Annotated in this window: 25 protein-coding genes, 1 tRNA gene and 1 pseudogene; 12 read left to right on the top strand and 15 right to left on the bottom strand. The window is 60.1% G+C overall.

Translation table 11 applies throughout. The features are described from left to right. Positions 1 to 65 precede the first annotated feature (65 nt). From secA to AC07OO_RS04040, 4 genes are read left to right on the top strand one after another with little or no spacing between them, the layout of a single operon-like run. Entirely contained in the window at positions 66 to 2,828 is a 2,763-nt protein-coding gene (secA, locus tag AC07OO_RS04055; protein WP_495080769.1) for a preprotein translocase subunit SecA, read from the top strand. Between the two features lie 19 nt (positions 2,829 to 2,847). Further along, a complete protein-coding gene (gene argJ / locus AC07OO_RS04050; RefSeq protein ID WP_495080768.1) occupies positions 2,848 to 4,077 on the top strand; it encodes a bifunctional glutamate N-acetyltransferase/amino-acid acetyltransferase ArgJ in 1,230 nt (409 codons plus the stop codon). Between the two features lie 3 nt (positions 4,078 to 4,080). After that, positions 4,081 to 4,959: an ATP-binding protein gene (locus AC07OO_RS04045; RefSeq protein WP_495080767.1), complete on the top strand. Its 879-nt coding sequence runs from the start codon at positions 4,081 to 4,083 to the stop codon at positions 4,957 to 4,959. After that, positions 4,956 to 5,456, top strand: coding sequence for an NUDIX domain-containing protein (locus tag AC07OO_RS04040; RefSeq protein ID WP_495080766.1), 501 nt, complete (start codon positions 4,956 to 4,958; stop codon positions 5,454 to 5,456). The genes AC07OO_RS04045 and AC07OO_RS04040 overlap by 4 nt, the downstream gene beginning before the upstream one ends. Positions 5,457 to 5,500: 44 nt before the next feature. Here AC07OO_RS04040 and AC07OO_RS04035 read toward each other — a convergent pair whose 3' ends face one another. The 6 genes from AC07OO_RS04035 to pilB are packed head-to-tail and all read right to left on the bottom strand — an operon-like array spanning position 5,501 to position 10,971. Then, a complete protein-coding gene (locus AC07OO_RS04035; RefSeq protein ID WP_495080765.1) occupies positions 5,501 to 5,728 on the bottom strand; it encodes a DNA gyrase inhibitor YacG in 228 nt (75 codons plus the stop codon). Positions 5,729 to 5,753: 25 nt separating this feature from the next. Beyond that, a complete protein-coding gene (zapD, locus tag AC07OO_RS04030; RefSeq protein WP_495080764.1) occupies positions 5,754 to 6,509 on the bottom strand; it encodes a cell division protein ZapD in 756 nt (251 codons plus the stop codon). A gap of 22 nt (positions 6,510 to 6,531) precedes the next feature. Then, positions 6,532 to 7,122: a dephospho-CoA kinase gene (gene coaE, locus AC07OO_RS04025; RefSeq protein WP_495080763.1), complete on the bottom strand. Its 591-nt coding sequence runs from the start codon at positions 7,120 to 7,122 to the stop codon at positions 6,532 to 6,534. A 23-nt stretch (positions 7,123 to 7,145) separates the two neighbouring features. After that, complete coding sequence (locus tag AC07OO_RS04020; RefSeq protein ID WP_495080762.1) at positions 7,146 to 7,994, bottom strand: prepilin peptidase; 849 nt, start codon at positions 7,992 to 7,994, stop codon at positions 7,146 to 7,148. Continuing rightward, the gene (locus AC07OO_RS04015) at positions 7,994 to 9,211 is read right to left on the bottom strand and encodes a type II secretion system F family protein (protein WP_495080761.1); all 1,218 of its coding nucleotides are present in this window, start codon (positions 9,209 to 9,211) and stop codon (positions 7,994 to 7,996) included. The genes AC07OO_RS04020 and AC07OO_RS04015 overlap by 1 nt, the downstream gene beginning before the upstream one ends. Positions 9,212 to 9,237: 26 nt before the next feature. Further along, complete coding sequence (gene pilB, locus AC07OO_RS04010; protein ID WP_495080760.1) at positions 9,238 to 10,971, bottom strand: type IV-A pilus assembly ATPase PilB; 1,734 nt, start codon at positions 10,969 to 10,971, stop codon at positions 9,238 to 9,240. Between the two features lie 156 nt (positions 10,972 to 11,127). On the opposite strand from pilB, the gene AC07OO_RS04005 reads away from it, so the two are divergent. Continuing rightward, positions 11,128 to 12,570, top strand: a complete 1,443-nt coding sequence (locus tag AC07OO_RS04005) for a mannose-1-phosphate guanylyltransferase/mannose-6-phosphate isomerase (RefSeq protein ID WP_495080759.1) — start codon at positions 11,128 to 11,130, stop codon at positions 12,568 to 12,570. Between the two features lie 164 nt (positions 12,571 to 12,734). On the opposite strand, the gene AC07OO_RS04000 is transcribed toward AC07OO_RS04005, so the two are convergent. After that, positions 12,735 to 12,811, bottom strand: a tRNA-Pro gene (locus AC07OO_RS04000). 27 nt (positions 12,812 to 12,838) lie between these two features. After that, positions 12,839 to 13,768 carry a polyprenyl synthetase family protein gene (locus AC07OO_RS03995; protein WP_495081770.1) on the bottom strand — a complete coding sequence of 310 codons (930 nt, stop codon included), beginning with the start codon at positions 13,766 to 13,768 and terminating at the stop codon, positions 12,839 to 12,841. Between the two features lie 207 nt (positions 13,769 to 13,975). Here AC07OO_RS03995 and rplU point away from each other — a divergent pair, with 207 nt between their 5' ends. The 4 genes from rplU to proB all read left to right on the top strand — a co-directional run bounded on the left by rplU (position 13,976) and on the right by proB (position 16,961). Beyond that, complete coding sequence (gene rplU / locus AC07OO_RS03990) at positions 13,976 to 14,287, top strand: 50S ribosomal protein L21 (protein WP_495080758.1); 312 nt, start codon at positions 13,976 to 13,978, stop codon at positions 14,285 to 14,287. Positions 14,288 to 14,299: 12 nt separating this feature from the next. Further along, a complete protein-coding gene (gene rpmA / locus AC07OO_RS03985; RefSeq protein WP_495080757.1) occupies positions 14,300 to 14,557 on the top strand; it encodes a 50S ribosomal protein L27 in 258 nt (85 codons plus the stop codon). A 140-nt stretch (positions 14,558 to 14,697) separates the two neighbouring features. Further along, positions 14,698 to 15,768 (top strand): Obg family GTPase CgtA, encoded by a 1,071-nt coding sequence (gene cgtA / locus AC07OO_RS03980; RefSeq protein ID WP_495080756.1) that lies wholly within the window; start codon positions 14,698 to 14,700, stop codon positions 15,766 to 15,768. Positions 15,769 to 15,833: 65 nt separating this feature from the next. Then, positions 15,834 to 16,961 carry a glutamate 5-kinase gene (gene proB / locus AC07OO_RS03975; protein ID WP_495080755.1) on the top strand — a complete coding sequence of 376 codons (1,128 nt, stop codon included), beginning with the start codon at positions 15,834 to 15,836 and terminating at the stop codon, positions 16,959 to 16,961. A 48-nt stretch (positions 16,962 to 17,009) separates the two neighbouring features. Here proB and AC07OO_RS03970 read toward each other — a convergent pair whose 3' ends face one another. Beyond that, entirely contained in the window at positions 17,010 to 17,513 is a 504-nt protein-coding gene (locus AC07OO_RS03970) for a CNP1-like family protein (RefSeq protein ID WP_495080754.1), read from the bottom strand. 103 nt (positions 17,514 to 17,616) lie between these two features. After that, positions 17,617 to 18,171: pseudogene (locus AC07OO_RS03965) on the bottom strand (RNA pyrophosphohydrolase); the annotation flags it as partial. 91 nt (positions 18,172 to 18,262) lie between these two features. Between AC07OO_RS03965 and AC07OO_RS03960 the strand changes: the two are divergent. Then, entirely contained in the window at positions 18,263 to 20,017 is a 1,755-nt protein-coding gene (locus tag AC07OO_RS03960; protein WP_495080753.1) for a proline--tRNA ligase, read from the top strand. Positions 20,018 to 20,088: 71 nt separating this feature from the next. Beyond that, positions 20,089 to 20,697: a lytic transglycosylase domain-containing protein gene (locus tag AC07OO_RS03955; RefSeq protein WP_495080752.1), complete on the top strand. Its 609-nt coding sequence runs from the start codon at positions 20,089 to 20,091 to the stop codon at positions 20,695 to 20,697. Positions 20,698 to 21,017: 320 nt separating this feature from the next. On the opposite strand, the gene grxD is transcribed toward AC07OO_RS03955, so the two are convergent. The 5 genes from grxD to hemA form a co-directional block, all read right to left on the bottom strand. Continuing rightward, complete coding sequence (grxD, locus tag AC07OO_RS03950; RefSeq protein ID WP_495080751.1) at positions 21,018 to 21,344, bottom strand: Grx4 family monothiol glutaredoxin; 327 nt, start codon at positions 21,342 to 21,344, stop codon at positions 21,018 to 21,020. Between the two features lie 53 nt (positions 21,345 to 21,397). After that, positions 21,398 to 21,712, bottom strand: coding sequence for a hypothetical protein (locus tag AC07OO_RS03945; RefSeq protein WP_495080750.1), 315 nt, complete (start codon positions 21,710 to 21,712; stop codon positions 21,398 to 21,400). A gap of 100 nt (positions 21,713 to 21,812) precedes the next feature. Next, positions 21,813 to 22,658 (bottom strand): peptide chain release factor N(5)-glutamine methyltransferase, encoded by an 846-nt coding sequence (prmC, locus tag AC07OO_RS03940; protein WP_495080749.1) that lies wholly within the window; start codon positions 22,656 to 22,658, stop codon positions 21,813 to 21,815. A 58-nt stretch (positions 22,659 to 22,716) separates the two neighbouring features. Next, the gene (gene prfA, locus AC07OO_RS03935; RefSeq protein WP_495080748.1) at positions 22,717 to 23,826 is read right to left on the bottom strand and encodes a peptide chain release factor 1; all 1,110 of its coding nucleotides are present in this window, start codon (positions 23,824 to 23,826) and stop codon (positions 22,717 to 22,719) included. Between the two features lie 75 nt (positions 23,827 to 23,901). Further along, positions 23,902 to 25,161: a glutamyl-tRNA reductase gene (gene hemA / locus AC07OO_RS03930; protein WP_495080747.1), complete on the bottom strand. Its 1,260-nt coding sequence runs from the start codon at positions 25,159 to 25,161 to the stop codon at positions 23,902 to 23,904. 126 nt (positions 25,162 to 25,287) lie between these two features. On the opposite strand from hemA, the gene AC07OO_RS03925 reads away from it, so the two are divergent. After that, on the top strand, positions 25,288 to 25,560 hold the full coding sequence (locus tag AC07OO_RS03925; RefSeq protein ID WP_495080746.1) for a hypothetical protein: 273 nt from the start codon (positions 25,288 to 25,290) through the stop codon (positions 25,558 to 25,560). The last annotated feature ends 155 nt before the right edge of the window (positions 25,561 to 25,715 follow it).

Genomic DNA, 25,715 nt, shown 5'->3' with positions numbered 1-25,715 from the left:
CCAGATTAGAAAAAGGACTGTGCTGCGCTGCGAACCCATAGTGGGTCCAGGCCAGTCTTGCATTCATGGCCATCAATATTCTCACCAAAATCTTCGGCAGTCGTAATGACCGCTTGCTCAAGCAATACCGCACCGGTGTAGCGCGCATCAATGCCTTGGAGGCGCAGTATGAGCAATTGAGTGACGATGCGCTCAAAGCCAAGACGCAAGAGTTCAAGGAGCGCATCCAGAAGGGCGCCACGCTGGACGATCTGCTGCCGGAAGCCTTTGCGGTAGTGCGAGAGGGTTCCAAGCGGGTGATGAAGATGCGGCACTTCGATGTGCAGCTATTGGGTGGCATGTCTTTGCACTATGGGAAGATTTCCGAAATGGGAACCGGCGAGGGCAAGACGCTCACCGCTACCTTGCCGGTCTACCTGAATGCGCTGACGGGCAAAGGTGTTCACGTGGTGACGGTGAATGACTACCTCGCCAGCCGCGATGCGCAATGGATGGGACGCCTGTACAACTTCCTGGGGCTGACCGTAGGTGTCAACCTGCCGCAAATGCCACGCGAAGAAAAGCAGGCCGCCTACCGTGCCGACATCACGTACGGCACGAACAACGAATACGGTTTTGACTACTTGCGTGACAACATGGTCTACGAAGTGGCGGACCGCGTTCAGCGTGGCCTGAACTACGCCATTGTTGACGAGGTGGACTCCATCCTGATCGATGAAGCCCGTACACCACTGATCATCAGCGGACAGGCCGAAGACCACACCGACATGTACTTGGCCATCAACAAGGCCGCTCCACAACTGGTGCGCCAGGAAGGTGAAGCCGACCCCCGTACAGGCGAGGGTGTCACCAAGCCGGGTGATTTCACGCTGGACGAGAAGAGCCACCAGGTCTTCCTGACCGAGCAAGGGCACGAGAGCGCCGAGCGCATTTTTGCCGAGATGGGATTGATACCCGCCGGTGCGTCGCTGTATGACCCGGCCAACATCACGCTGATGCACCACCTGTATGCGGCGTTGCGGGCCAACAACCTGTACCACCGCGACCAGCACTATGTGGTGCAGCAGGGCGAGATCATCATCGTCGACGAGTTCACCGGACGCCTGATGACCGGTCGCCGTTGGAGTGATGGTTTGCACCAGGCGGTCGAGGCCAAGGAAGGCGTTGCCATCCAGGCCGAGAACCAAACACTGGCATCCATCACCTTCCAGAACTATTTCCGTCTGTACGCCAAGCTGTCCGGCATGACCGGTACGGCCGATACCGAGGCCTACGAGTTCCAGGAAATCTACGGCCTTGAAACCGTCATCATCCCGCCCAACCGCGTCAGCCGCCGCGAAGACCAGCTGGACCGCATCTACAAGACCACGCGCGAAAAGTACGCGGCGGCCATCCAGGATATCCGTGAGTGCCATGAGCGCGGCCAGCCCGTGCTGGTGGGTACCACCTCCATCGAAAACTCCGAAATCATTGCGCAGTTGCTAGAGAAGGAAAAGCTGCCGCACCAGGTGCTCAATGCCAAGCAGCACGCCCGCGAAGCCGATATCGTCGCGCAAGCGGGCCGGGCGAAGATGATCACCATTGCCACCAATATGGCTGGCCGAGGTACCGACATCGTATTGGGTGGCAGCATCGGCAAGGCTGTCGAGGCCATCGAAGCGGATGAGACACTCGACGCAGCGGCAAAGCAGCAGCAAATTGAGGCCGTGCGCAAGCAGTGGTCCGTGGACCACGAGCAGGTCAAGGCATTGGGTGGCTTGCGCATCATTGCCACAGAGCGCCATGAGTCCCGCCGTATCGACAACCAGCTGCGTGGCCGTTCGGGCCGCCAGGGTGACCCCGGCTCTTCGCGCTTCTACCTGAGCCTGGACGATGCGCTGATGCGCATTTTTGCCGGTGACCGCGTCAAGGCCATCATGGACCGCCTGAAGATGCCGGACGGTGAAGCCATCGAAGCCGGTATCGTCACACGCAGTATCGAGAGCGCGCAGCGCAAGGTTGAGGCCCGCAACTTCGACATGCGCAAGCAACTGCTGGAATACGATGATGTCTCCAACGACCAGCGCAAGGTCATCTACCAGCAGCGCAACGCCATCCTGGATGCCAAGGATTTGACGGCGCAGATCGCTTCGCTGCGTGAAGGCTGCTTCCAGGATTTGTCGCGCCAATACATCCCAGCAGAATCGGTCGAAGAGCAATGGGATGTCGCCGGTCTTCAAAAGGTGCTGGCCGAGGAATGGCAAATCCATTTGAACCTGCAAAAGCAGGTGCAGGATGCGACGGCCATCGTCGATGAAGACTTGGTCACAACCGTGACCCAAGCCGCGGATGCTTTGTTCAAAGACAAGGTAGAGCAGGTGGGGGCGGAGAACTTCACGCAGTTCGAGCGCATGGTGCTGTTGCAAAGCATTGACACCCACTGGCGCGACCATCTGAGTTCATTGGACTATCTGCGTCAGGGTATCCATTTGCGCGGGTATGCACAAAAACAGCCCAAGCAGGAGTACAAGCGCGAAGCGTTTGAGTTGTTTGGTCAGTTGCTGGATTCCGTTAAAAACGAAGTCACGAAGATTTTGATGACGGTCAAGGTGCAATCTTCCGAACAACTGGAGCAAGCCGCCGACGCCATGGAAACCCGTGGTGAAAGCATTGCCAATGTGACCTATAGCGCACCCACCGAAACCGGGGAGGTGGCCACCACGGTGGACCCCGGTACCTTGCGTGTAGCCGATATGGCGGGCATCGATTTGATGCGCGTTGGGCGCAACGATCCTTGTCCTTGCGGCAGTGGTAAAAAATTCAAGCAGTGCCACGGAAAACTAGCCTGATTCGACCCGAAAGATAGCGATGCCCGTCAATCTGCCCGCACCGAACCCTGACACACTGTTCCCTATCGCCGGCGTTCGCATCGGCGTCACCGAAGCGGGAATCCGCAAAGTGGGCCGCAAAGACCTGACCGTGGTGCTGTTGGACGATGGTGCATCCGTAGGTGGCGTCTTTACTTCGAACCGCTTCTGCGCGGCGCCGGTTCAAATTTGCCGCCAGCATCTGGATGGGGCGCAGGGCATTCGGGCCATGTTGATCAACACCGGCAATGCCAACGCCGGCACCGGCGCCGATGGCCTGGCCCGCGCGCACAGCACCTGTGCCGCGCTGGCTCAGCACTTGGGCGTGGCGGCGGAGCAGATCCTGCCGTTTTCTACAGGCGTCATCATGGAGCCGCTGCCCCATGACCGTATCGAGGCCGGGCTGGCGGCAGCCATTGCCGATGCCAAGCCGGGCAATTGGCTGCGTGCTGCCGAAGGCATCATGACCACGGATACTGCGCCCAAGGCATTTGGCGCCAAGGCTGTCGTGGGCGGTAAGACGGTGCACATCACCGGCGTCAGCAAGGGGGCGGGCATGATCCGCCCCAATATGGCAACGATGCTGGGTTTCATCGCCACCGATGCCTGTGTGAGCCAGGGCGTCATGCAGCAGCTCGCATTGGAGTTGGCCGAGGGCTCATTCAACCGTGTTACGGTGGACGGTGATACATCGACCAATGATTCTTTGGTGGTCATCGCTTCCAACCAAGCAGGCCATGCGGTGATCGACTCGTTGGCCAGTGCGGATGGCCAGGCACTCAAGCAGGCAATGCTGAATGTGGCCCGAAATTTGGCCCAAGCCATTGTGCGCGACGGCGAGGGCGCCACCAAGTTCATCACCGTGCAAGTGGATGGTGGGCGTGACGAAGCAGAATGCCGTTTGGCCGCCTATGCCATTGCCCACTCACCGTTGGTCAAGACGGCTTTCTTTGCCAGTGATCCCAATCTGGGTCGCATTCTGGCAGCGGTGGGTTATGCCGGTATTTCGGACCTGGACCAAGGCGGTATCGAACTGTTCCTGGATGATGTGCACGTGGTGACCCGAGGTGGCCGCAATCCCAGCTACCGCGAAGAAGATGGCCAGCGTGTCATGCGACAAAGTGAAATCACCATCCGGGTGGACCTGGGGCGTGGAGCGGCCAGTCAGACGGTATGGACCTGCGATTTCAGCCACGACTACGTCACCATCAACGCCGATTACCGGTCCTAGGCGATGGAGCCACAGCTGACCGCGTTTCTAGCCCGCGCCGAGCAGTTGATGGAGCGGATTGAGGCGGCTCTGCCCCATCGCTTGCAGCAGCCCGACTGGAGTGCGTCCATTGCTTTCCGGTACCGCAGGCGAAGCACGGGCCAGGGTGTGATCGCACCTATTGGCCACATTGGTGCTATAGCCTTGGCTGACCTTAAGGAAATCGATCCCCAGAAGGAAAAAATCCAACGCAATACGGAGCAGTTTGTCAGGGGCCTGCCGGCCAACAATGTGTTGTTGACGGGTTCTCGCGGCACCGGCAAGTCTTCGCTGATCCGGGCCTGCCTGCATGCCTATGCGGCCCAGGGCCTGCGCCTGATCGAAGTGGACAAGGCCGAGCTGGTGGATTTGCCCGATATAGTTGAACTGGTGTCTACCCGTCCGGAAAAATTCATCGTCTTTTGTGACGATCTGAGCTTTGATGAAGGCGAACCCGGCTACAAAGCGTTGAAGTCCGTTCTGGATGGGTCGGTGGCCGCTGCAACGCCGAATGTGCTGGTCTACGCCACCAGCAACCGCCGCCATCTATTGCCCGAGTACATGGCGGAGAACCTGAGCTACACCCACACGGCGGATGGTGAAGTCCATCCCGGGGAAGTGGTTGAAGAGAAAATTTCTTTGTCCGAGCGCTTTGGTTTGTGGGTGAGTTTCTACCCATTCAACCAGGAAGAGTACTTGCAAATTGTTGCGCAGTGGCTGTCTGCACTGGGCGTAGAGCCCTCGCGTATTGCCCAAGCACGCCCCGAAGCCCTGGTCTGGGCGCTGGAGCGTGGCTCGCGCAGCGGTCGTGTGGCTTGGCAATTTGCGCGGGACTTTGCCGGGCGCCATCCTTTAACACCATGACGCAGCAACAGAAAAAGCCTTTGGTGGCCGATCCGCTGACCGCGAGGCAGGGCGCTTCGGACCGCAAGCACGTGGACGTGGCTGTTGGCGTGTTGTTCCAACCCGATGGCGCGTTTTTGTTGACCTCGCGGCCAGAAGGCAAACCCTACCCAGGCTATTGGGAGTTCCCGGGGGGGAAATTGGAAGTCGGAGAAACGGTTGAGCAGGCCTTGAGCCGGGAACTGTATGAAGAGTTGGGCATCCAGATCGGTGCGGTCACCCCATGGAAAGTCGAAGTGGTGGACTATCCCCATGCCTTGGTGCGCCTGCACTTCTGCAAAGTGTTTGCTTGGTCTGGTGCGCTGGAAATGCGGGAAGGACAGTCGTTTTCCTGGGAGCGGTTACCGGTTCAAATGCAACCGGTCCTACCGGGGACCGTGCCTGTGTTGCAGTGGCTGGCGGACGAGCGGCAGTTTGAGGGTGCTACACATTTTGTAGCTACTTATATAGAAAACTAGAGGGCTAGCGCCAATTCCGCTTAAGTGGATTGGCGTAGGTCATGCTACTGCAGAGTGTTGTCGCCGACATCTGGATCATCGGCACTGGGATGCGTCGCCACGCGAAAACTTTCACTGGCCCAGGCCCCAAAGTCCATATTCTTGCAGCGTGCGCTGCAAAAGGGTCGCGCCGGATTGGATGGCGCATAAACGCTGTCACCACCACAAGCTGGGCAGCGCACGATGCGCAGCGCCGTTGCATCGGATGTCTTGTCGTTTCCGCCGGATACCATGTTGCCTATCGCGAGTCTTTGTGGCTCACGAACAGAGTGTTAGTTCAAAGGCGCGGTCATCGCCGCAGAGATGTAGCCTATCGTCTGCTTCGTGGCGCATCAGGCGAATGGATACCATCAGTCGGTTTCCGCTGATTTCGGGGATCAGGCGCAATTCGTCCTGTAGCGACAGGCGTAGCAATTGGAACGTCCTGCCCTGGGGCAGGTTTTGCTGGAACTGGCCTCCCACAGCGATTACCTTCTGTGGCGATCCCGAGTCTCGCAGTAATTTGAGCAAGAGGTGTATGGGTTCTGCCAGCGGCGCCAAGCTTGCGGCCCAGCGTTGTAAATCGGCTTGCCGGGATGCTGTGTCCCGGTGCTGCCACGCGTAGTAGGCTGGCAAGTCAAACTCGCAGGTCCCGCCGGGAATGCCCACGCGGCTGCGTATGCTCATCAGCCAGTCGTTCTCTGTCAAAGCCTGGCCGGCTTTGCCGGGCTGTACATTGAGCGCGCTGAAGCAGCGCTCTATTTGCTGGATGACGCCGTCCAATACGCCTTCGGCAATGGCGGGGTTGCCGCGGTAGGCGTTCAATGTTTGCTTCTGCTTGTCCAGGTCTTTGAGTACGTCGGACTTCAGATCTGCACGGGCGCCAACATCCATGACTTCAAACATGGTTGCGATGGCGAAATGGTGGTCCAGTGGGTCCTCGCGGGACATCAATTCAGACAGACGCAGGAATAGATGCTCCAAACGCAGATACGTGCGAATGCGCTCGTTGAAGGGGTATTCGTATAGGATCACGCTGATTTTTCCGGTGCCCGAATCATAGCCCGAACTGGCTTCCAATTTCCCGTGTCAGCTGCCTAAGATTGTCGAGGGAGATGCCATCGTTGAAGAGCAGCATATCGGCGGCTGCGCGGCGTTGTGTACGGGAGGCCTGGGCGGCAATGATCGTTCGTACTTCCTGTTCTGGCAGGTTGTTGCGGGTCATGACACGGGCTATTTGTGTCTCCGTCCTGCAGTCCACAACCAGTATGCGGTGGAGTTGCGTACGCCAGTGTGAAGATTCGACCAATAGCGGGATGTCAAACACGATACAGCGCACCCCGGTCGCCACCGCTTGGCGTGCGCGTTCGGCGATGGCTTGCCCAACCAGCGGGTGAACAATAGCTTCCAATTTTGCTTTCGCACCTGTATCCGAATAGATTAGGCGGCGCATTTGGTCCCGGTCTAGCGCGCCATCAGCACCAATGAGTCCGACGCCAAAGGCTGACTGCAAAGCCGGGATGGCCGATCCGCCCGATGCTGTTGTCGCCCTGGAAATTGCATCTGCATCAATGACTGTAGCCCCCATCTCTGCCAGCAGGCTCGCAACCGTGCTCTTTCCGCTGCCGATGCCACCTGTCAGGCCCAAGCGATATGCCACTGCACCCACGGCTAGAGGCCAACCGCAAGCCGCAGCGTATGGGTCCCGAGAAACAGAGCGGTGAAACCCGCACCGGCCAAGAAAGGGCCGAAGGGAACATAGCCGCCCTCTCGTAGCCCTGTTGTGAACTTCATAGCGATACCCACGGCGGCACCAATCACCGATGCCAACAAAATCATCGGTATCAGAGCCTGCCAGCCAAACCACGCGCCAAGGGCCGCAAAGAGCTTGAAATCGCCATAGCCCATTCCTTCCTTGCCGGTCACCAGCTTGAAGGCCCAGTACACCGACCACAGCGACAGATAACCCGCTACAGCGCCCCATAGAGCCGCGTTCAATCCCACCGGTGTCCATCGCATGGCGGCAGCGATCAAACCCAGCCACAGCAGGGGCAGTGTCAGGTCATCGGGCAGCAAAGTGGTATCCCAGTCGATCAGCGCCAATGCCAATAGGACAGCGGAGTATGTGCACCATACCAAGCCCTGAGTAGTCGCACCCCAGCGCCAGGCACAGAGAAAAAACAATGCACTGCAGGTGATCTCAACCACCGGGTAGCGCAGACTGATCGGTGTTTTGCAGGCGGAGCAGCGGCCACGCAAAAACAGGTAGCTGAAAACGGGAATGTTTTCATACCAACGAATGGCGTGACCGCAATGGGGGCAACGCGAACGGGGCTGAACCAGATCGAAAGCTTCTTGTGCCGGGGGGGGCGTACCGGAGATTTCCGCGCACTCAGCCGCCCACTGCCGCTCCAGCATTTTGGGCAGGCGGTAAATGACTACATTCAAGAAGCTGCCAATTAACAGACCCAGCAGAGCTACCAAGCAAGCCTCGAACCACTGCAGGTCCACAACCACCATCAAACCACCTGACCCAGTTTGAAGATAGGCAGGTACATGGCCACCACAATGCTGCCGATGACAGAACCCAGAATCACGATGATGATGGGCTCCATCAGGCTGGAAATACCGGCCACCATGTCATCAACTTCGGCCTCATAGAAATCGGCCGCTTTGCCCAGCATGTGGTCAATGGAGCCGGACTCCTCGCCAATGGCGCACATTTGCAACACCATGGACGGAAACAGATTGGCGTTGGTCATGGCCACGGTCAGCGCCGTGCCGGTGGACACCTCTTGCTGGATTTTCATCGTCCCGGATTCGAAAACACTATTGCCCGAAGCGCCACCGACGGAGTCCAGAGCCTCGACAAGAGGCACGCCGGCTGCAAACATCGTGGACAACGTGCGGGTCCACCGGGCGATGCAGGACTTTTCAACCAATACACCAAATATCGGCAACTTCAGCATGACCCTGTCCATCACCATCTGCATCTTTTTATTGCGTTTCCACGATTGCATGAAGAAGTAGGTGCCGCCGCCCAGACCGCCAAAAATCAGGTACCAGTACTTGATGAAATACTCACTCATGGCAATCACAATGAGCGTAGGTGCAGGCAATTCGCCACCGAAGGATTTGAAGACCTCCTTGAACGATGGAATCACGAAAATCATGATGACGGAGACCACGACGAAGGCCACAATCAGCACGGAAATGGGATACATCAGGGCCGACTTGATCTTGGACTTGATGGCCTCGGTCTTTTCCATATAGACGGCCAGACGGTCCAGCAGCTGGTCCAGGATACCGGCCGATTCCCCGGCTTCCACCAGGTTGCAATAGAGTGCATCAAAGTACAGCGGGAACTTGCGGAAGGCCACGTTCAGCGACGTACCGGTTTCCACATCCGTGCGGATGTCATTCAGCAATTTCGTCACCCTGGGGTTGGGATTGCCGCGGCCAACGATGTCGAAGGCCTGAAGCAATGGGACACCAGCTTTCATCATCGTCGCAAGCTGGCGGGTGAAGATGGCTAAATCTTTGGGCTTGATCGACTTGCCCGCACTCATGCGGCGTTTCTTGATCTTGGTGGGTGTCACCCCTTGCCGCCGCAGTGAAGCCTTGACCTGGTTTTCACCAGCGGCCCGAATCTCACCACGCACCTGCTTACCGTTGCGGTCTTTGCCTTCCCATTCAAAAACAGCCTCTTTGCTGGTATCGGTCTTTGCTGTTGCCATTGGATTCCTCTGGATTTGATTTCTTGTTATTCGTTGGTGACCCCGAGAACTTCTTCCAGTGAAGTCATTCCCAGTTTGACTTTATTCAATCCCGATTGTCGCAAGGAGCGCACACCCTCCAATTCGGATTGCCGGGCAATGTCCAGCGAACTGCCGTCGCGCAAGATGATGCGCTGAATTTCTTCGCTGATGGGCATCACTTGATAAATACCGACACGCCCCTTGTAACCGTTATTGCAGGCCGAGCAGCCCACAGGCTTGTAGGGCTTCCAACTGCCGTCCAACTGGGCTTCGGTGAAGCCTGCATCCAATAGTGCAGCACGCGGTATATCGACATGGGCCTTGCAATTAGCGCACAGGCGCCGGGCCAGGCGCTGCGCTGTAATCAGGATCACGCTGGACGCGATATTGAACGCGGCGATGCCCATATTGCGCATACGGGTCAATGTGGCTGGCGCATCGTTGGTATGCAGCGTGGACAGCACTAGGTGCCCTGTCTGAGCGGCCTTGATGGAAATGTCGGCTGTTTCCAGGTCACGAATTTCACCGACCATGATGATGTCGGGATCCTGGCGCAGAAAGGACTTCAAAGCCGCCGCAAACGTCAGCCCCGCCTTCTCGTTGACGTTGACCTGGTTGACACCGGGCAAGTTGATTTCCGAGGGGTCTTCGGCAGTGGCAATGTTGACGCCTGCCTGATTCAGCAGATTCAGGCAGGTATACAGCGAAACTGTCTTACCAGAGCCAGTAGGCCCAGTGACCAGAATCATTCCGTAGGGTCGGCCAATGGCCGTCAGCAGGCGTTCCTTTTCTTCTGGGTCATAACCCAGTGCATCGATACCCAGCTTCGCACTGCTGGGATCCAGAATACGGATCACGATTTTTTCGCCAAATAGCGTCGGCAAGGTGCTAACGCGGAAGTCGATGACACGGTCCGGGCCGACCTTGAGTTTCATGCGACCATCCTGGGGGACGCGCTTCTCGGAGATATCCATGCGCGAGATCACCTTGATACGCGATGCCAATTTTTCCTTGATGGCAATGGGTGGCGACGCAATCTCACGCAGTTCCCCGTCGATGCGGAAACGCACGCGGTAGGTATGTTCGTAAGGCTCAAAATGCAAGTCCGAGGCTCGCATGCTGAAGGCATCCATCAGCATCTTGTGCAAAAAGCGCACCACGGGTGCGTCTTCCACTTCGGAAGTGTTGGCCTGGCCGTTGTCTATAACCGCTTCGGCGGCAGCCTCATCAAACTCGAAGTCACCGCCGATGATGTCTTCCATGGCCTCCGTGGCCGTGGTGGCGTTGGCATCCACCAACTTGGAGAGCTTGTCGTACTCGGCAATAACCCAATCAACCCCCATTTGGGTTGAAAACTTGATTTTCTCGGCCGCAGCCTGGTCGGAAGGGTCGGCCGTTGCAACAATCAGGCGGTTGCTGCGCTTGCTGAGCACCACAACCCGGTAGGCAATGCAGATTTTGGTATCCAGTAGGCCCTTGGGGAGCCGGTTGGTGTCTATGGCATCCAGATCCAACAGGGGGGCCGCAAAGGCGGCCGACAAGGTGTGGGCCAGATCGGATGCGGATACGGCACCGGATCCCACCAATTCAGCAATGAAGCTGTTTTTGCCGGACAGGGCCTTGCGGTAGATGTCTTCTGCAGACTTCTGGCCCAGCTTGCCCGCGGCGATCAGAGCCCGTCCCAGACCTGGAAGGGCTATGGTTTGATTGTCACGTTGTAGGGGGTCGACAGTGGCCATGAACCGGTAAGAATAGACGTTGCAGGAGGGGCTCGCGCATCATCGCTGATTGCACGACCAATGTAAATCAAATAGGAACAATGTTACCTTGCTGAATGTCGTGCCGTTGTTGGCCTGTGCTAACCTTTGCGCTATCTATCCTAGAGCAAGCCGTGCATGAATTCAACCGAGCGTACTACGCCAGATAACATCGTTCCCGTCATCCTGTGTGGAGGCAGTGGCACCCGTCTGTGGCCCCTATCGCGCAAAGCTTTACCCAAGCAGTTTGTGCCTTTGGTGCAAGGCAAGAGTTTGTTGCAATTGACGCTGGAGCGTGCCGCATTGTTATCGGCCGACCAGATCGTCGTGGCCAGTGAGGACCATCGGTTCCTGGTGCAGGATTGCGCCGATGCGGCAGGTGTGCGTCGCCGCATCGTGCTAGAGCCTACCGCACGCAATACCGCGGCCGCCATGGCCGCCGCTGCACTCAATGCGCCAGCCGATGCTTTGCTGTTGTTCTTACCTGCAGATCACCATATCCCCGATGCCGCTGCATTTGCTGTCACGATTCGTGCCGGTGTACCTGCGGCGAGTGCTGGGTCCATTGTGACCTTCGGCGTGCAGCCTAGTTTCCCCAGTACTGCTTACGGCTATATCCAGCAAGGTCGGGGCCTCGCGGGACAAGGTGGCGCGCATGCCGTGCAGCGCTTTGTTGAGAAGCCCAATGCCGCACGTGCACAAGAATTGTTGCTGGCAGGCGGTCACTTCTGGAATGCGGGTATTTTTTTGGTGCGAGCCAGCGTCCTGCTGACGGCATTGCAGATGCACGCACCCGACATCTTGACTGCTTGCAAGCAAGCCGTTGCGACGCAGACTCTTGACGGCGAATTTGTACGCCTGGACGCGCCAGCTTTCGCCGCATGCCGCTCGGACAGCATTGATTACGCGGTCATGGAAAAGGCCGGCAACGTGGCCGTGCTGCCCTTTGCAGCAGCCTGGAGCGACGTGGGCAGCTGGAACGCCGTGGCGGAGTTGACGCCCCCAGACGAGCAGGGCAACCGCATCCACGGATCAGGCCATGTCGTGGATTCCAGGGACACATTTATCCATGCCCCGCACCGCCCCGTGGTGGCATTGGGTACGCAAAATCTGCTGATCGTGGATACGGCTGACGCCGTTTTGGTCGCGCATGTGGACCAAGCCGAGCAGGTCAAAACCGTGGTCGCCCAACTCGAGGCCAAGGGCGTGCCGCAAGCGCTGCACCACCGCCATGTGGCACGTCCCTGGGGTATGTACGATAGCGTGGATTCGGGGGAACGCTTCCAAGTCAAGCGCATCGTCGTGAAGCCGGGATCCTCACTCAGCTTGCAGATGCACCACCATCGAGCGGAGCACTGGGTTGTGGTCAGCGGCACAGCCGAGGTCACGAATGGCGACAAGGTCATGCTGCTGAGTGAGAACCAAAGTACCTATATCCCTCTGGGTCAGGTCCACCGCTTGGCCAATCCCGGCAAGGTGCCGTTGGAGATTATTGAGGTTCAGTCTGGATCGTATTTGGGTGAAGACGATATCGTGCGTTTGGAGGACACCTACGGCAGAACGGTTGTCCCCACGAAATAGGCAAAACCCGCTGCTGCACTCATAGCAGCGGATGCCGTTGATCCATTCGACTAAGTGTTGCTTGACGGCGACATTTGGTCGAATCTCTGCGGTGTTGGTGCGGGCGCAAGCCCTAGGCATCGCCAAAGCTTGGGGAAGAAAGGGAGGCAAAAAAGAGAGGGAATTGGTCGGGGTGAGAGGATTCGAACCTCCGGCCTCTACGTCCCGAACGTAGCGCTCCACCAGGCTGAGCTACACCCCGTTTGCATACCGATGCCCAGCTGAAAAATCAGTGGTTTCGGTCCAGCAACTGCGACGCCAATTGTACCAAACAGTCCTTGTGCGGGCCCTCGGGCAGGCATTGCGCCGCATCAATGGCGCGCTGGGCTTCCTGCTGCGCGGCGCGGCGTGCGATGTCCAGGGCTCCGGTCTGTTTAACGATGGTGACAACTGCATCCAGCATACCAACATCGCCGGTTTCTATGGCTTGCTGAATGGTTTCGCGTTGGCTGGGCGTGCCACGTTGCATGGCTGCAATCAACGGCAGGGTTGCCTTGCCCTCACGCAGGTCATCCCCCAGGTTTTTGCCCATGATGGCGGCGTCACCGGTGTAGTCCAGCACGTCGTCAATCACCTGGAAGGCGGTTCCCAAGGCCTGTCCATAGGCGGCGCAGACCTCCTCCTGAGACGCATCCGCGCCGGCCAGAATGGCGCCGACGCGACCGCTGGCCTCAAACAGCTTGGCGGTTTTGGAGCGTATGACCTGCAAGTAACCGGCTTCATCCAGCCCGGCGTTGTGCATGTTCATCAACTGCATGACTTCGCCTTCGGCGATGATGTTGGTGGCATCGGCCAGCACTTCCATGATGCGCATGCTTTGCGTATCCACCATCATCTGAAAGGCGCGGGAATACAAGAAATCGCCCACCAGCACGCTGGCCGGGTTACCGAACTTGGCGTTGGCCGTGGGGTTGCCGCGGCGCAAGGCGGAATCGTCCACCACATCGTCGTGCAGCAATGTGGCGGTGTGGATGAATTCCACGACGGCCGCCATATTGAAGCGCTGGTCGCCCTTGAAGCCCAAAGCCCCGCAGCACAGCAGCAGTAGCGCCGGGCGCAAGCGTTTGCCGCCGGCGGAGATGATGTAGCGGGAGACGCTGCCCACCAGGGGCACGCCGGAGTCAAGTCTGCGAGCGATCACTTGGTCGACCTGGAGCATGTCCTGCTCGACGATGGATAGACCGTTGGATGCGCCGGTGGTAGTGGCTTGCAAGGCAGTAGGGCAGTTTGTTAGTTGTCTAATTGTATAGAGGCCGGCCAGACGCTTTGTCGCGCATGCGGGTGATTTGACGATTTAGGCCAGCAATGGTATACTCATGGGCTCTGCGAAAATTCGTTTGCAGAATCTCACATTGAAGAGGTCAATATGTACGCGGTCATAAAAACCGGCGGTAAGCAATATCGTGTTGCTGCTGGCGAAAAAATTAAAGTAGAACAGATTGCTGCGGATGTAGGCCAAGAGATTGTGATCGACCAGGTTCTGGCAGTCGGCAACGGCGCTGAATTGAAGGTTGGCACACCCTTGGTGTCCGGCGCGACTGTCACAGTCACAGTACTGTCCCACGGCAAGCACGACAAAGTGCGCATTTTCAAGATGCGTCGTCGTAAGCACTATCAGAAACGTCAAGGCCACCGCCAGCAGTTCACCGAGCTGCAAATCGGTGCGATCAAGGCTTAAGGAGCGTAGGTCATGGCACAAAAAAAAGGCGGCGGCTCTACGCGAAACGGGCGCGATTCCAAGCCCAAGATGCTCGGCGTGAAGGCTTTCGGCGGTGAATTGATCACAGCCGGCTCCATCATCGTGCGCCAGCGTGGTACCAAGTTCCATCCCGGCAGCAACGTCGGTATCGGCGTGGACCACACTCTGTTTGCCCTGGTTGACGGCCACGTGTCGTTCGGCGTCAAGGGTGCACTGAACAAGCACACTGTGAGCGTGACTGCAGCCTGATCTGCGGTGACCCTCCCCTGAAAACCCTGCGCTCGACCAGCGCGGGGTTTTTGTTTTCGGCCCACTACATTTAACTTCGCTGTGCGAAGTTAGCCTGCAACGCAACCCGCAAGCGGGTTGTCATCTGCGAAAATAGCACCATGAAGTTCGTCGACGAAGCCTATATCGATATCTCTGCTGGAGACGGCGGGGCGGGCTGCGTCTCGTTCCGGCATGAAAAATACAAGGAGTTTGGCGGCCCCAATGGCGGCGACGGCGGCCGTGGCGGCCACGTGTTCGCGGTGGCGGACCCCAACCTCAACACCCTGGTCGACTACCGTTTTTCGCGCCGCCACGATGCCAAGCGCGGTGAGCACGGCATGGGCTCCGACATGTTCGGCGCTGCTGGCGATGACATCACGCTCAAGATGCCGGTCGGTACCATCATCTCCGACGCCGAGACCGGCGAGGTGCTGTACGAGCTGCTGAAGCCGGGCGAGGTCATCACCATCGCCAAGGGCGGCGACGGCGGTTTCGGCAACCTGCGCTTCAAGAGCGCCATCAACCGCGCACCCCGCCAGAAGACACCCGGCTGGCCCGGCGAGAAGAAGAACCTCAAGCTCGAACTGAAGGTGCTGGCCGACGTGGGCCTGTTGGGCATGCCCAATGCCGGCAAATCGACTTTCATTACGGCCGTTTCCAATGCGCGCCCCCGCATCGCGGATTACCCCTTCACCACGTTGCACCCCAATCTGGGTGTGGTGCGTGTCGGCCCGGAGCAGAGCTTCGTCGTGGCCGATCTGCCTGGCCTGATCGAAGGCGCGTCTGAAGGCGCCGGCCTGGGCCATCTGTTCCTGCGCCACCTGAGCCGTACCCGCCTGTTGCTGCACATCGTGGACGTGGCCCCCTTTGACGAAGGTGTGGACACGGTTGCGCAGGCCAAAGCCATCGTCAACGAGCTGAAGAAGTACGACACCGATCTGTACAAGAAACCGCGTTGGCTGGTACTGAACAAGCTCGACATGGTGGACGTAGACGCCCGCGCCGCGCTGATCAAGGATTTTGTGAAGCGCTTCAAGTTCAAGGGGCCGGTGTTTGAAATCTCGGCTTTGACCCGCGAAGGTTGCGAGCCGCTGATCAAAGCCATCTACAAGCACGTCAAGTCCGAACAGGTGGCGGAGCAAACGCCCGAGGTCATTGATCCGCGCTTTGTACAAACCCCGGACGCTTAAGCTTACTCTCAAAATAATAGCGGCCCACGTAATTTGGACGAGGGCTACAGCCCTAAATGCTAAACATGTCTAGTTCTGCGGTGTTGCGTGACGCCAAGCGCGTAGTGGTCAAGGTCGGTTCCAGTCTGGTGACCAATGACGGTCAGGGTCTGGATGAAGTCGCCATCGGCGAATGGTGCCGCCAGATGGCCCATCTGATGCGCGATGGGCGCGAGGTCATCATGGTCTCCAGCGGCGCCATTGCCGAGGGCATGAAGCGCTTGGGCTGGTCGGTGCGGCCCCATGCCATCCAGGAATTGCAGGCCGCCGCCGCCGTCGGACAGATGGGTCTGGCCCAGATGTACGAGACCAAGCTCAAGCTCAACGGACTGGGCAGCGCCCAGGTGCTGCTGACCCACGCCGACCTGGCCGACCGCGAGCGTTACCTCAACGCCCGCTCCACGCTGCTGACGCTGCTCAAGCTGGGTGTGGTGCCGGTCATCAACGAGAACGACACCGTCGTCAACGATGAAATCAAGTTTGGCGACAACGACACGCTGGGTGCCCTGGTGGCCAACCTGGTGGAAGCCGATGCCCTGGTGATCCTGACCGACCAAAAAGGCCTGTTCACCGCCGACCCCCGCAAGGACCCAGCCGCTGAGTTTGTGCACGAAGCCCGCGCTGGCGATCCTGCATTGGAAGCCATGGCCGGTGGCGCAGGGTCGAGCATTGGCCGCGGCGGCATGATCACCAAGATTCTGGCCGCCAAGCGCGCCGCCGGATCAGGTGCTTCCACCGTCATCGCCTGGGGCCGGGAGCCCGACGCTTTGATCCGCCTGACCCAGGGCCACGCCATTGGCACGCTGCTGGTGGCACAAACCCAAAAGAATCAGGCCCGCAAGCAGTGGATGGCCGACCATCTGCAAATGCGCGGTGCCGTGGTGGTGGACGATGGTGCGGCTGCCAAGGTGCGCACCGAAGGCAAGAGCCTGCTGCCCATCGGCATGGTGCAAGTGGAGGGTGACTTTTCCCGTGGTGACGTCATCGCCGTGCGCGATGGCACGGGCGCCGAACTGGCCCGCGGACTGGCTAATTACTCCAGCTCCGAGGCGCGTTTGCTGTGCCGCAAGCCATCAGCCGACATCGAAAAATTACTGGGCTACGCCGCCGAGCCCGAGATGCTGCACCGGGACAACCTGGTGCTGACCCGATAAACCTGGTCAGGCTGGCCCTGCACAAGTGCACGGGCCGCCGGAGGGGTATCAATCGTAGGGCTGCTGCTTCCGTTTCAGTGCCCGTATCGTGTCTTCGCGCTTGCTGGCGGTGCGGCCGTCGCAGCCGCCTTGGCGGGCGATGGCATAGGCGTGGCGGGATGGCAGGTTGTCGGTCATGGCCCGCCACTCCGGCTTCTGCACAGTAACCCACTGGCCATTGGTGCCGGCCCGGGCATAGGTCTTGACCTCGCCATTGGTGCACAGAATTCCCTCGTAAGCAGCACTTGTGGAGCCCGAGGCATTTCGCATAACCACCACGTAGCGCACGACGCCGTCGCGGGCGCCCACGCTCAGGGTCTCGGGATCCACGCCGATTTGCATCGTCACATAGGACGGCATTGCGATGGGAATCAGCTTGTCCGTGGAGAACGCGGGCGGCGGCGGAGTGGCCTCTTCGGCCCATTCCGGTACCTCGACCGGGGTTTGGCTCCAAACGTTTGAAGAAGCCGCGAGCGCAAGACACAAAAGCCCTGCAGTTTGTCTAAATCCCATGCTTGTCTTTGTCCGGCGGGTTGTCGGGGTTGCTGTCATTGGAGGTAGGAGCCACAGGTACCACGTCAGGGCGTGGGCCATTACCGCCAGCAACCGGCTGGTGGTGGTGTCCGCCTGCAGAGCCCTCGCTGCTACTGGGCTCATGGGGCCTATGCCCTTGGCGCAAATAGCGGTTGCGGGGCTCCGTGCGCGGCAGATAACGGGCGAGCTCCGTCAGGGCGGTCTCGTAAACCCCCCGTTTGAACTCGACGACCGCGTCCAGCGGCACCCAATAATCGTTCCAACGCCAAGCATCGAACTCGGGATGGTCGGTGGCGCGCAGGTTCAAATCCCAGTCGTGCCCTAGTAGTTTGAGTAAAAACCAGATTTGTTTCTGGCCTTTGTAGTGGCCGCGCGCATCTCGGCGGATGTAGCGGTCCGGCACCTCGTAGCGCAACCAGTCTCGGGTACGGGCAACAATGCTGACGTGCTCCGGCAGGAGCCCCACTTCTTCATGCAATTCACGCATCATGGCCTGCTCAGGGGTTTCGCCCCGGTCAATGCCACCCTGCGGGAACTGCCACGAATGGGTTCGTATGCGTTTGCCCCAAAATACCTGATTTTTCTGGTTGAGCAGGACGATGCCGACGTTGGGCCGAAAGCCGTCCCGGTCAAGCATAATCAAACCCCAATTTTTAAACTTCGTTCATTATGCACAGCAAGCGCTGTGTATCAAGCGCGAGGGTCTAGGTAGTTTTGCGAGTCACCCCATGAAAGCATCCCAATTTTTCATTTCCACCCTCAAAGAGGCGCCTGCCGACGCCGAAGTCGCCAGCCACAAGCTGATGATGCGCGCCGGCATGATCAAGAAACTGGGAGCCGGCATCTACACCTACATGCCCATGGGCCTGCGCGTCATCCGCAAGGTCGAGGCCATTGTGCGGGAAGAAATGAACCGCGCCGGCTCGGTGGAACTGACCATGCCGGTCATCCAGCCGGCTGAGTTGTGGCAGGAAACCGGCCGTTTCACGACCAATGGACCGGAGTTGCTGCGTATCAAAGACCGCCACGACCGCGATTTCGTCGTGCAGCCGACCAGCGAAGAAGTGATCACTGACATTGCACGCCAGGAGATCAAGAGCTACAAGCAGTTGCCCAAGAACCTGTACCAGATCCAGACCAAGTTCCGCGACGAGCGCCGCCCCCGCTTTGGCCTGATGCGGGGCCGTGAGTTCATCATGAAGGATGCCTACAGCTTCGACCGCGACCAGGACTCGGCCAAGGCCAGCTACCAAGTCATGGCTGGTGCCTACCGCAAGATTTTTGACCGCTTTGGCTTGCGCTACCGCGCCGTGGCGGCCGACAGTGGCGCGATTGGTGGCGACCTGAGCGAGGAATTCCAGGTGATCGCAGCCACCGGTGAAGACGCCATCATCTACTGCCCCACCAGCGACTACGCCGCCAATATCGAAAAGGCCGAGGCCCTGGCCCCCACCGCGCCGCGCGGCGCGGCCACCCAGGCACTGACCAAGACCCCCACGCCAGGCAAGGCCACCTGCGAGGATGTGGCGGCCCTGCTGAATGTGCCGCTGTCCACCACCGTCAAATCCCTGGTGCTGGCCACGGACACCCTGGACGACAAAGGCGCTATTACCAAAACCCAGGTCTGGCTGCTGCTGCTGCGGGGTGACCATGAGATGAATGAGATCAAGGTTGGCAAACTGCCGGGCCTGGAGGCCTTCCGCTTTGCCACCACGGACGAAATTGACGCGTATTTTGGTTGCAAGCCCGGCTACCTGGGGCCGATATTCCAAAATTCGGGCCTGAAGAAGCCTTTGAAGATCGTCGCCGACCGCGACGTAGCCGTCATGGCCGACTGGATTTGCGGCGCCAATGCCGAAGACTTCCACATGACCGGCGCCAACTGGGGCCGCGACCTGCCCGAGCCCGACCTGGTGGCCGACATCCGCAACGTGGTGGCTGGCGACCTGTCGCCGGACGGCAAGGGCGTGCTGGCCATTGAGCGCGGTATCGAGGTGGGCCACGTGTTCTACCTGGGCACCAAGTACAGCAAGGCCATGAACGCCACCTTCCTGGATGTGAACGGCAAGCCCCAGCTGATGGAGATGGGTTGCTACGGCATCGGCATCACCCGTCTGCCCGCCGCCGCCATCGAGCAGAACCACGATGACAAGGGCATCATCTGGCCCGACGCGCTAGCGCCTTTTACTGTGGTGCTGTGCCCCATCAACCCGGACCGCTTCCCCGAGGTCAAGACGGCCGCCGATGCGTTGTATGCCGAGCTGCTGGCCGCTGGCGTGGATGTGCTGCTGGACGACCGCAATGAGCGCCCTGGCGCCATGTTTGCCGACTGGGAGCTGATCGGCGTGCCGCACCGCGTCACGATTGGCGACCGCGCGCTGAAGGAAGGTGTGGTCGAGTACCAGCACCGCCGCGACAGCGAGGCCACCAAGGTCGCCGTGGGCGAGGTGGCTGCCTTGATCCGCTCCAAACTGGTGGCATGACGAATGGGGTGAATCGCCCGACCAGGCTTGCCGGCTTCCAAGCGCCGTTGGATGTCAACGTCTCTCGGCGAATGTGCATTCTGCCCCCGTTGGTTGGGCTTGGGATGCTATCTATTTCGGAGCAATCCTGGGCAGGTGGGCAGGTTGAGGAGCCGCTGATCGACTCGGTGCGCACCGCCTTGACCAGTGCGGTGTTGAATGCTGCGCCGCCTATCCCCGAGTTCCACAGCACCGAAGCCCGGCTGCACTATGTGCGCTGGCTGGTCGCGATGAGCGAGCGGCTGAAGAAAAAGAAGCCCGACCTCGAGACCCGCAAGGAATTCCTGCAAACCGTCTGGTACGAGAGCAAGCGTGCGGGGCTGGACACGGCCTTGGTGCTCGGCTTGATCCAGGTGGAGAGCAATTTCCGCAAGTACGCGGTGTCGGTGGTCGGTGCGCGGGGCTATATGCAGGTGATGCCGTTCTGGACACGTGCGTTGGGGGATGGCGACGCGGGCAAGCTGTTCCATATGCAAACCAATTTGCGTTTTGGCTGCGTGATTCTGCGGCACTATCTGGACCGTGAGAATGGCGACTTGTTCATGGCGCTGGGGCGCTACAACGGGTCGCGGGGGAAACCGCAGTACCCGGACGCGGTGTTTGCCAATAAGCGATTGTGGGAGTTTGTGCCTGCTAAGTAGCTTTTGGTGCTGCTTTGGTGGGGGATCAGTTGGGCTGCACGTTTTGCTACGTGTCCCCCGGACCTGCAAGCAGGTCCTCCTCCTTTACCTCCGCAAAACGCACAGCCCAACTGATCTGGGCAGCGTGTCGCGGCGCTTACGGAAATTCAAAGACACAGCCCCCTCACGCCAATCACTCTAGCGGCAGGCACTGCGCGGCTGTTCTGCGCAGGTAAAGGAGGAGGCCGAAGGCCGGGGGACACGGAGCAGAACAGCCGCGCAGTGCCTGTTGCGGGCGAGCGCGGTGTCTGCTGTTTCCGAGAGAGAAGTGTCTAGAAAACTCAGGCCGGTGTAGAACCCAAAGCCTGTTGCAATTCACCGTTTTCGTACATCTCCATCATGATGTCCGAGCCGCCGATGAATTCGCCCTTGACGTAGAGCTGGGGAATGGTGGGCCAGTTGCTGTAATCCTTGATGCCGGAGCGGATCTCGTCGTCCTCCAGCACATTGACCGTCTTGATGGCCTTGGCGTCCACACCGCAGGCCTTCAGGATCTGGATGGCGCGGCCCGAGAAACCGCACTGGGGGAAGCTGGCGCTGCCCTTCATGAACAGCAGAACGTCGTTGTTCTTGACCAGTTCATCGATGCGTTGATGTACGTCGCTCATGGCTATCACTCCAAAAAATCTGTCTGTATGGCCCGATTGGCCGTAGCCAAGCATTATCCCAGACCCACTGCGCCTCTGCACAGACAGGCTATTTGGGATGCTGGCTTGACCAGCGTGCTCTTGCCGAACATCAGGTGCTCCACGACGACCAGCAGCACGCACAGCGCCAGGAACAGCGGCAACTGCCCCGTGCCCCAGCGGTCCTCGCGCCATTGCTTTTCCAGCGAATACCACCAGTCGGCGCTGGACCACAGGCGCAGCGCTTCCAGGAATGTGCCCCAATCTCGGAATATCAGCTTGCCGAGCCCCAGATAAACAGGGATGTTGACGAGAACGAGGATGAACCAGTGTGCGCTGTTGGCATTCATGGTGGCGATGGGCTTGAAATGAATTGCTACGTATTTGCTAGCGACCTAGGTATATTCTACGAGGGCTAGGGCCCAGTTTGTTAAAAGCGACTTGGCCGTATCAGGTCTGCAGCAACTGGGCACCGCTGCAGCGCTCTATGCCCGCCAGGTCGCGGCGCGACTGGGCATGTTGCAGGCCCGCGTCGGCCAACAGGGCGCGCACGGCGGCGGCCTGGTCGTAGCCGTGTTCCAGCAGCAACCAGCCGCCGGGCAGCAAATGCGCACCCGCTTGGGCGATGATGGTGCGGATGTCATCCAGGCCGTCCGGCCCACTGGCCAGGGCCTGCAGGGGTTCGTGCTTCAAGGCCGCCAAATGGTGGTCCGCGCTGGCGATATAGGGGGGGTTGGACACGATCAAATCAAACTGCTGACCCGACAAACCGCTAAGCCAACTGCCCTGGGAAAACCGCACGGGCAATTGCAGCCGCTGGGCATTGCCCTGGGCCACGGCCAGTGCGTCCGCGCTGTAGTCCACCGCCAGCACGTCCCAGCCGGGGCGGCTGTGTTGCAGCGCCAGCGCGATGGCGCCGCTGCCCGTGCCCAGGTCGACGACGCGGGCAGATGCAGCGGGCAAGACCTCCAGTGCCCACTCGACTAGGGTCTCGGTATCCGGCCGGGGCACCAGCACCCGGGCGTCTACCTGCAAATCCAGGCCGAAGAACTCCTTGTGCCCAGTGATATAGGCCAAGGGCTCACCAGCGGCGCGGCGCAGCACGGCAGCCTGCAGGGCCGCATGGGTGGCCTCGGGCAAGGCGTCGGTGTCGTGCGCCAGCAGCCAGGCGCGGTCTTGGTCGTCACGGCCCAGTGCGTGCAATACCAGCAGCTGGGCATCCAGCCGGTCCAGGGACTGGGCCAGCGCCCAGCGCAGGGCCTCGGCCACGGTAGTGGGTGTTTGCGGGGTTCCCATGTGCTATGGATTTGGTAGCGTATGGATGAGATTCGACAGGGGCTACAGGCCTTTTTTCTTAGACGAGTCCGACTTCCAGCGCCGCCAGTTGCTCGGCCGCTTCATAGGCTTGCAGGGCTTCCACCACGTCGCCCAAGTCGCCCTCCATGGCGCGGTCCAGCTTGTACAGCGTCAGGTTGATGCGGTGGTCGGTCAGGCGGCCCTGCGGGAAGTTGTAGGTGCGGATGCGGTCGCTTCTATCGCCACTTCCCACCAGGCTCTTGCGCTCGGCAGCGTCCTTGGCGGCGCGCTCGCTGCGCTCTTTCTCGTGGATGCGGGCGGTCAGCACCTTCAGGGCCTGGGCCTTGTTGCTGTGCTGGCTGCGGCCGTCCTGGCATTCGGCCACGATGCCGGTGGGGATGTGGGTGATGCGCACGGCCGAGTCGGTCTTGTTGATGTGCTGGCCGCCGGCGCCGCTGGCGCGGTAGGTGTCGATGCGCAGGTCCGAGGGGTTGATCTTGGCGGCTTCGACCTCGTCCTGCTCGGCCAGTACGGCGATGGTGCAAGCACTGGTGTGGATGCGGCCCTGCGTCTCGGTGGCGGGCACGCGCTGCACGCGGTGGCCGCCGCTCTCGAACTTGAGCATGCCGTAGGCGCCGCACGACCCGGCGCTGGTGGTGGCATTGCCTTCTATGCGCAGCACCACTTCCTTGTAGCCGCCCAGCTCACTCTGCGACTCGCTCATGATCTCGGTCTTGAGCCCAATGCTGTCGCAGTAGCGGGTGTACATGCGGGCCAGATCGGCGGCGAACAGCGCGGATTCATCGCCGCCAGTGCCGGCGCGGATTTCGACAAAGGCGGGGCGGGCGTCGTCGGGGTCCTTGGGCAGCAGCATGCGTTGCAGTTCGGCTTCCAGTTGCTCGATCTCGGCGGTGGCGCTGGCGATTTCTTCCGCGGCCATTTCCGCCATGTCGGGGTCGGCCTTCATCTCTTCGGCGCTTGCCAGGTCGGCCTCGCGCTGCTGGTAGCGCGCCCAGCGGCTGGCCACCGCCGCCACGTCGGTGTGCTCGCGCGAGAGTTTGAGGAACTGCTCCATGTCTTTCATGATGTCCTCGCGGGACAGCAGGAATTCCAGCTCGCCCTGGCGGTCGGTGTAGCGGGCTAATTGTTGGCGGAGAAAGGGTTTCATCGGATCACTCAAACAGGAAATCGGGGTAGTCCTTTGCGTCGTCGGCAAAGGGCGGGCTGCAGCGGGGCAGCGTCGCTAACGCGTGTTGCGCAGGAAAAAGTGCGAAATGGCGGAGCTGGCACGCTCGCGGGCGGCGGCATCACCGGCATGCAGTTCAGCCATCGCGCCGTGCAGCATTTTTTGGGTCAGTCCCTTGGACAATGCTTCGAGCACGGTGTCGATGTCCTCGCCCTTGGCCAGCAGCTTGCGGGCGCGGGCCAGTTCCAGGGCACGCCACTCGTCCGCCTGGGCGTTGAGCTGCTGGATCAACGGGACCGATCCGCGCTGGTCCACCCAATGCATGAAGCTTTGCACACCGGCATCCACAATCGCCTCGGCCTGGGCCACGGCGGCTTGGCGGCTGGCCTGGGCAGTCTGCACCACGCCGGCCAGGTCGTCCACGGTGTAGAGGTAGACGTCTTCGAGTGCCTTGACCTCGACCTCGATGTCGCGCGGCACGGCCAAGTCGACCATGAACATGGGGCGGCGGCGACGCTTCTTCAGTGCCCGCTCTACGGCGCCCAGGCCGATGATGGGCAGCGTGCTGGCGGTGCAACTGATGACGGCGTCAAACTCGTGCAGGCGGTCGGGCAGGTCGGCCAGGCGCATGACCTCGCCGCCAAAGCGGCTGGCCAGCTTTTCGCCGCGCTCCAGCGTGCGGTTGGCAATGGCGATGGACTTGGGCGATTTGGCCGCAAAGTGCGTGGCGCACAGCTCGATCATCTCGCCCGCGCCGACAAACAGCACGCGCACTTTGCCCAGGTCTTCAAATAGGTTGCCGGCCAGGCGCACGGCGGCTGCCGCCATGCTGATGCTGTGGGCACCGATCTCGGTCGAGGTGCGCACCTCCTTGGCTACGGCGAACGAACGCTGGAACATCTGCGAGAGGGTGGTGCCCAGGGCGCCAGCCGCGTCGGCGGCACGCACCGCGTCTTTCAACTGGCCCAGGATCTGCGGCTCGCCCAGCACCATGGAGTCCAGCCCGCTGGCTACGCGGAAGGCATGGCGTGCGGCCTGGCCGTCTTGCAGGCTATAGGTGTGGGAGCGCAGCGCGTCTGGCGAGATGCCGGCCGACTGGGCCAGCCAGCCCAGCGTGGGCTCCAGCTCGGATTGTTCGCCGGCGCAATAGATCTCGGTGCGGTTGCAGGTGGAGACGATGGCCGCCTCCGGCATGCGCTGCAACGTTTGGCGCAGGCCGTGCAGATGGGGGGCGATCTGGTCCATGGCGAACGCAAACCGGCCACGCAAATCCAGCGGGGCGGTGGTGTGGTTGATGCCTAGGGTCCAGACGGCCATATTGTTTTGGTAGGGAGCCGCTTGCGGTGCAAGCCGGTATCCAACGGAGCGGGGTGGTGGGAAGAATGCCTGATTATAAAATCGCCACCACTTCTCTTTCTTGACGGCCGTCAATGGCCGCCTTCCATGGGCCCCCTGGACACCTTCCTGCACCTGTTCAACTTCTGCGCCCCGGCTCTGGCAGTGGGTGCGGTATTGGCCCTGGTTGGCCCCTGGCTTGGTCCAAAAACCCCCTCAGCCCCCGGATTGCTTGTGCAGACTGCTATTAATTGCGTAGCGGGTGTGCTGGCTCTGGGCCTGGGTCTTTGGTTTTTCGGCCGTGACGGCAAGATGGCCAGCTACGCCGCCATGCTGGTGTGCGCCAGCCTGAGCCAGGGCCTCTTCTCCCTGCGCCGCTAAGGCCCGGCTGGCCCCGCCTCGGGCTTACCTCCTCGTTTCTTCGCCAACACCGACCCTTTTTCGGGTTGCCTGCGGTGCCACGGCCCGGTGAATCCCATTCCTAGCGTAAACCCTGAAAGACAGTGGTGTATGGAAATGGTTAAACTGCAAAACAT

This window comes from Rhodoferax sp. GW821-FHT07G04 (genome assembly GCF_059418585.1).
Note: the sequence above shows the minus strand (reverse complement) of the source record. Positions and strands in the feature narration are given on the sequence as shown.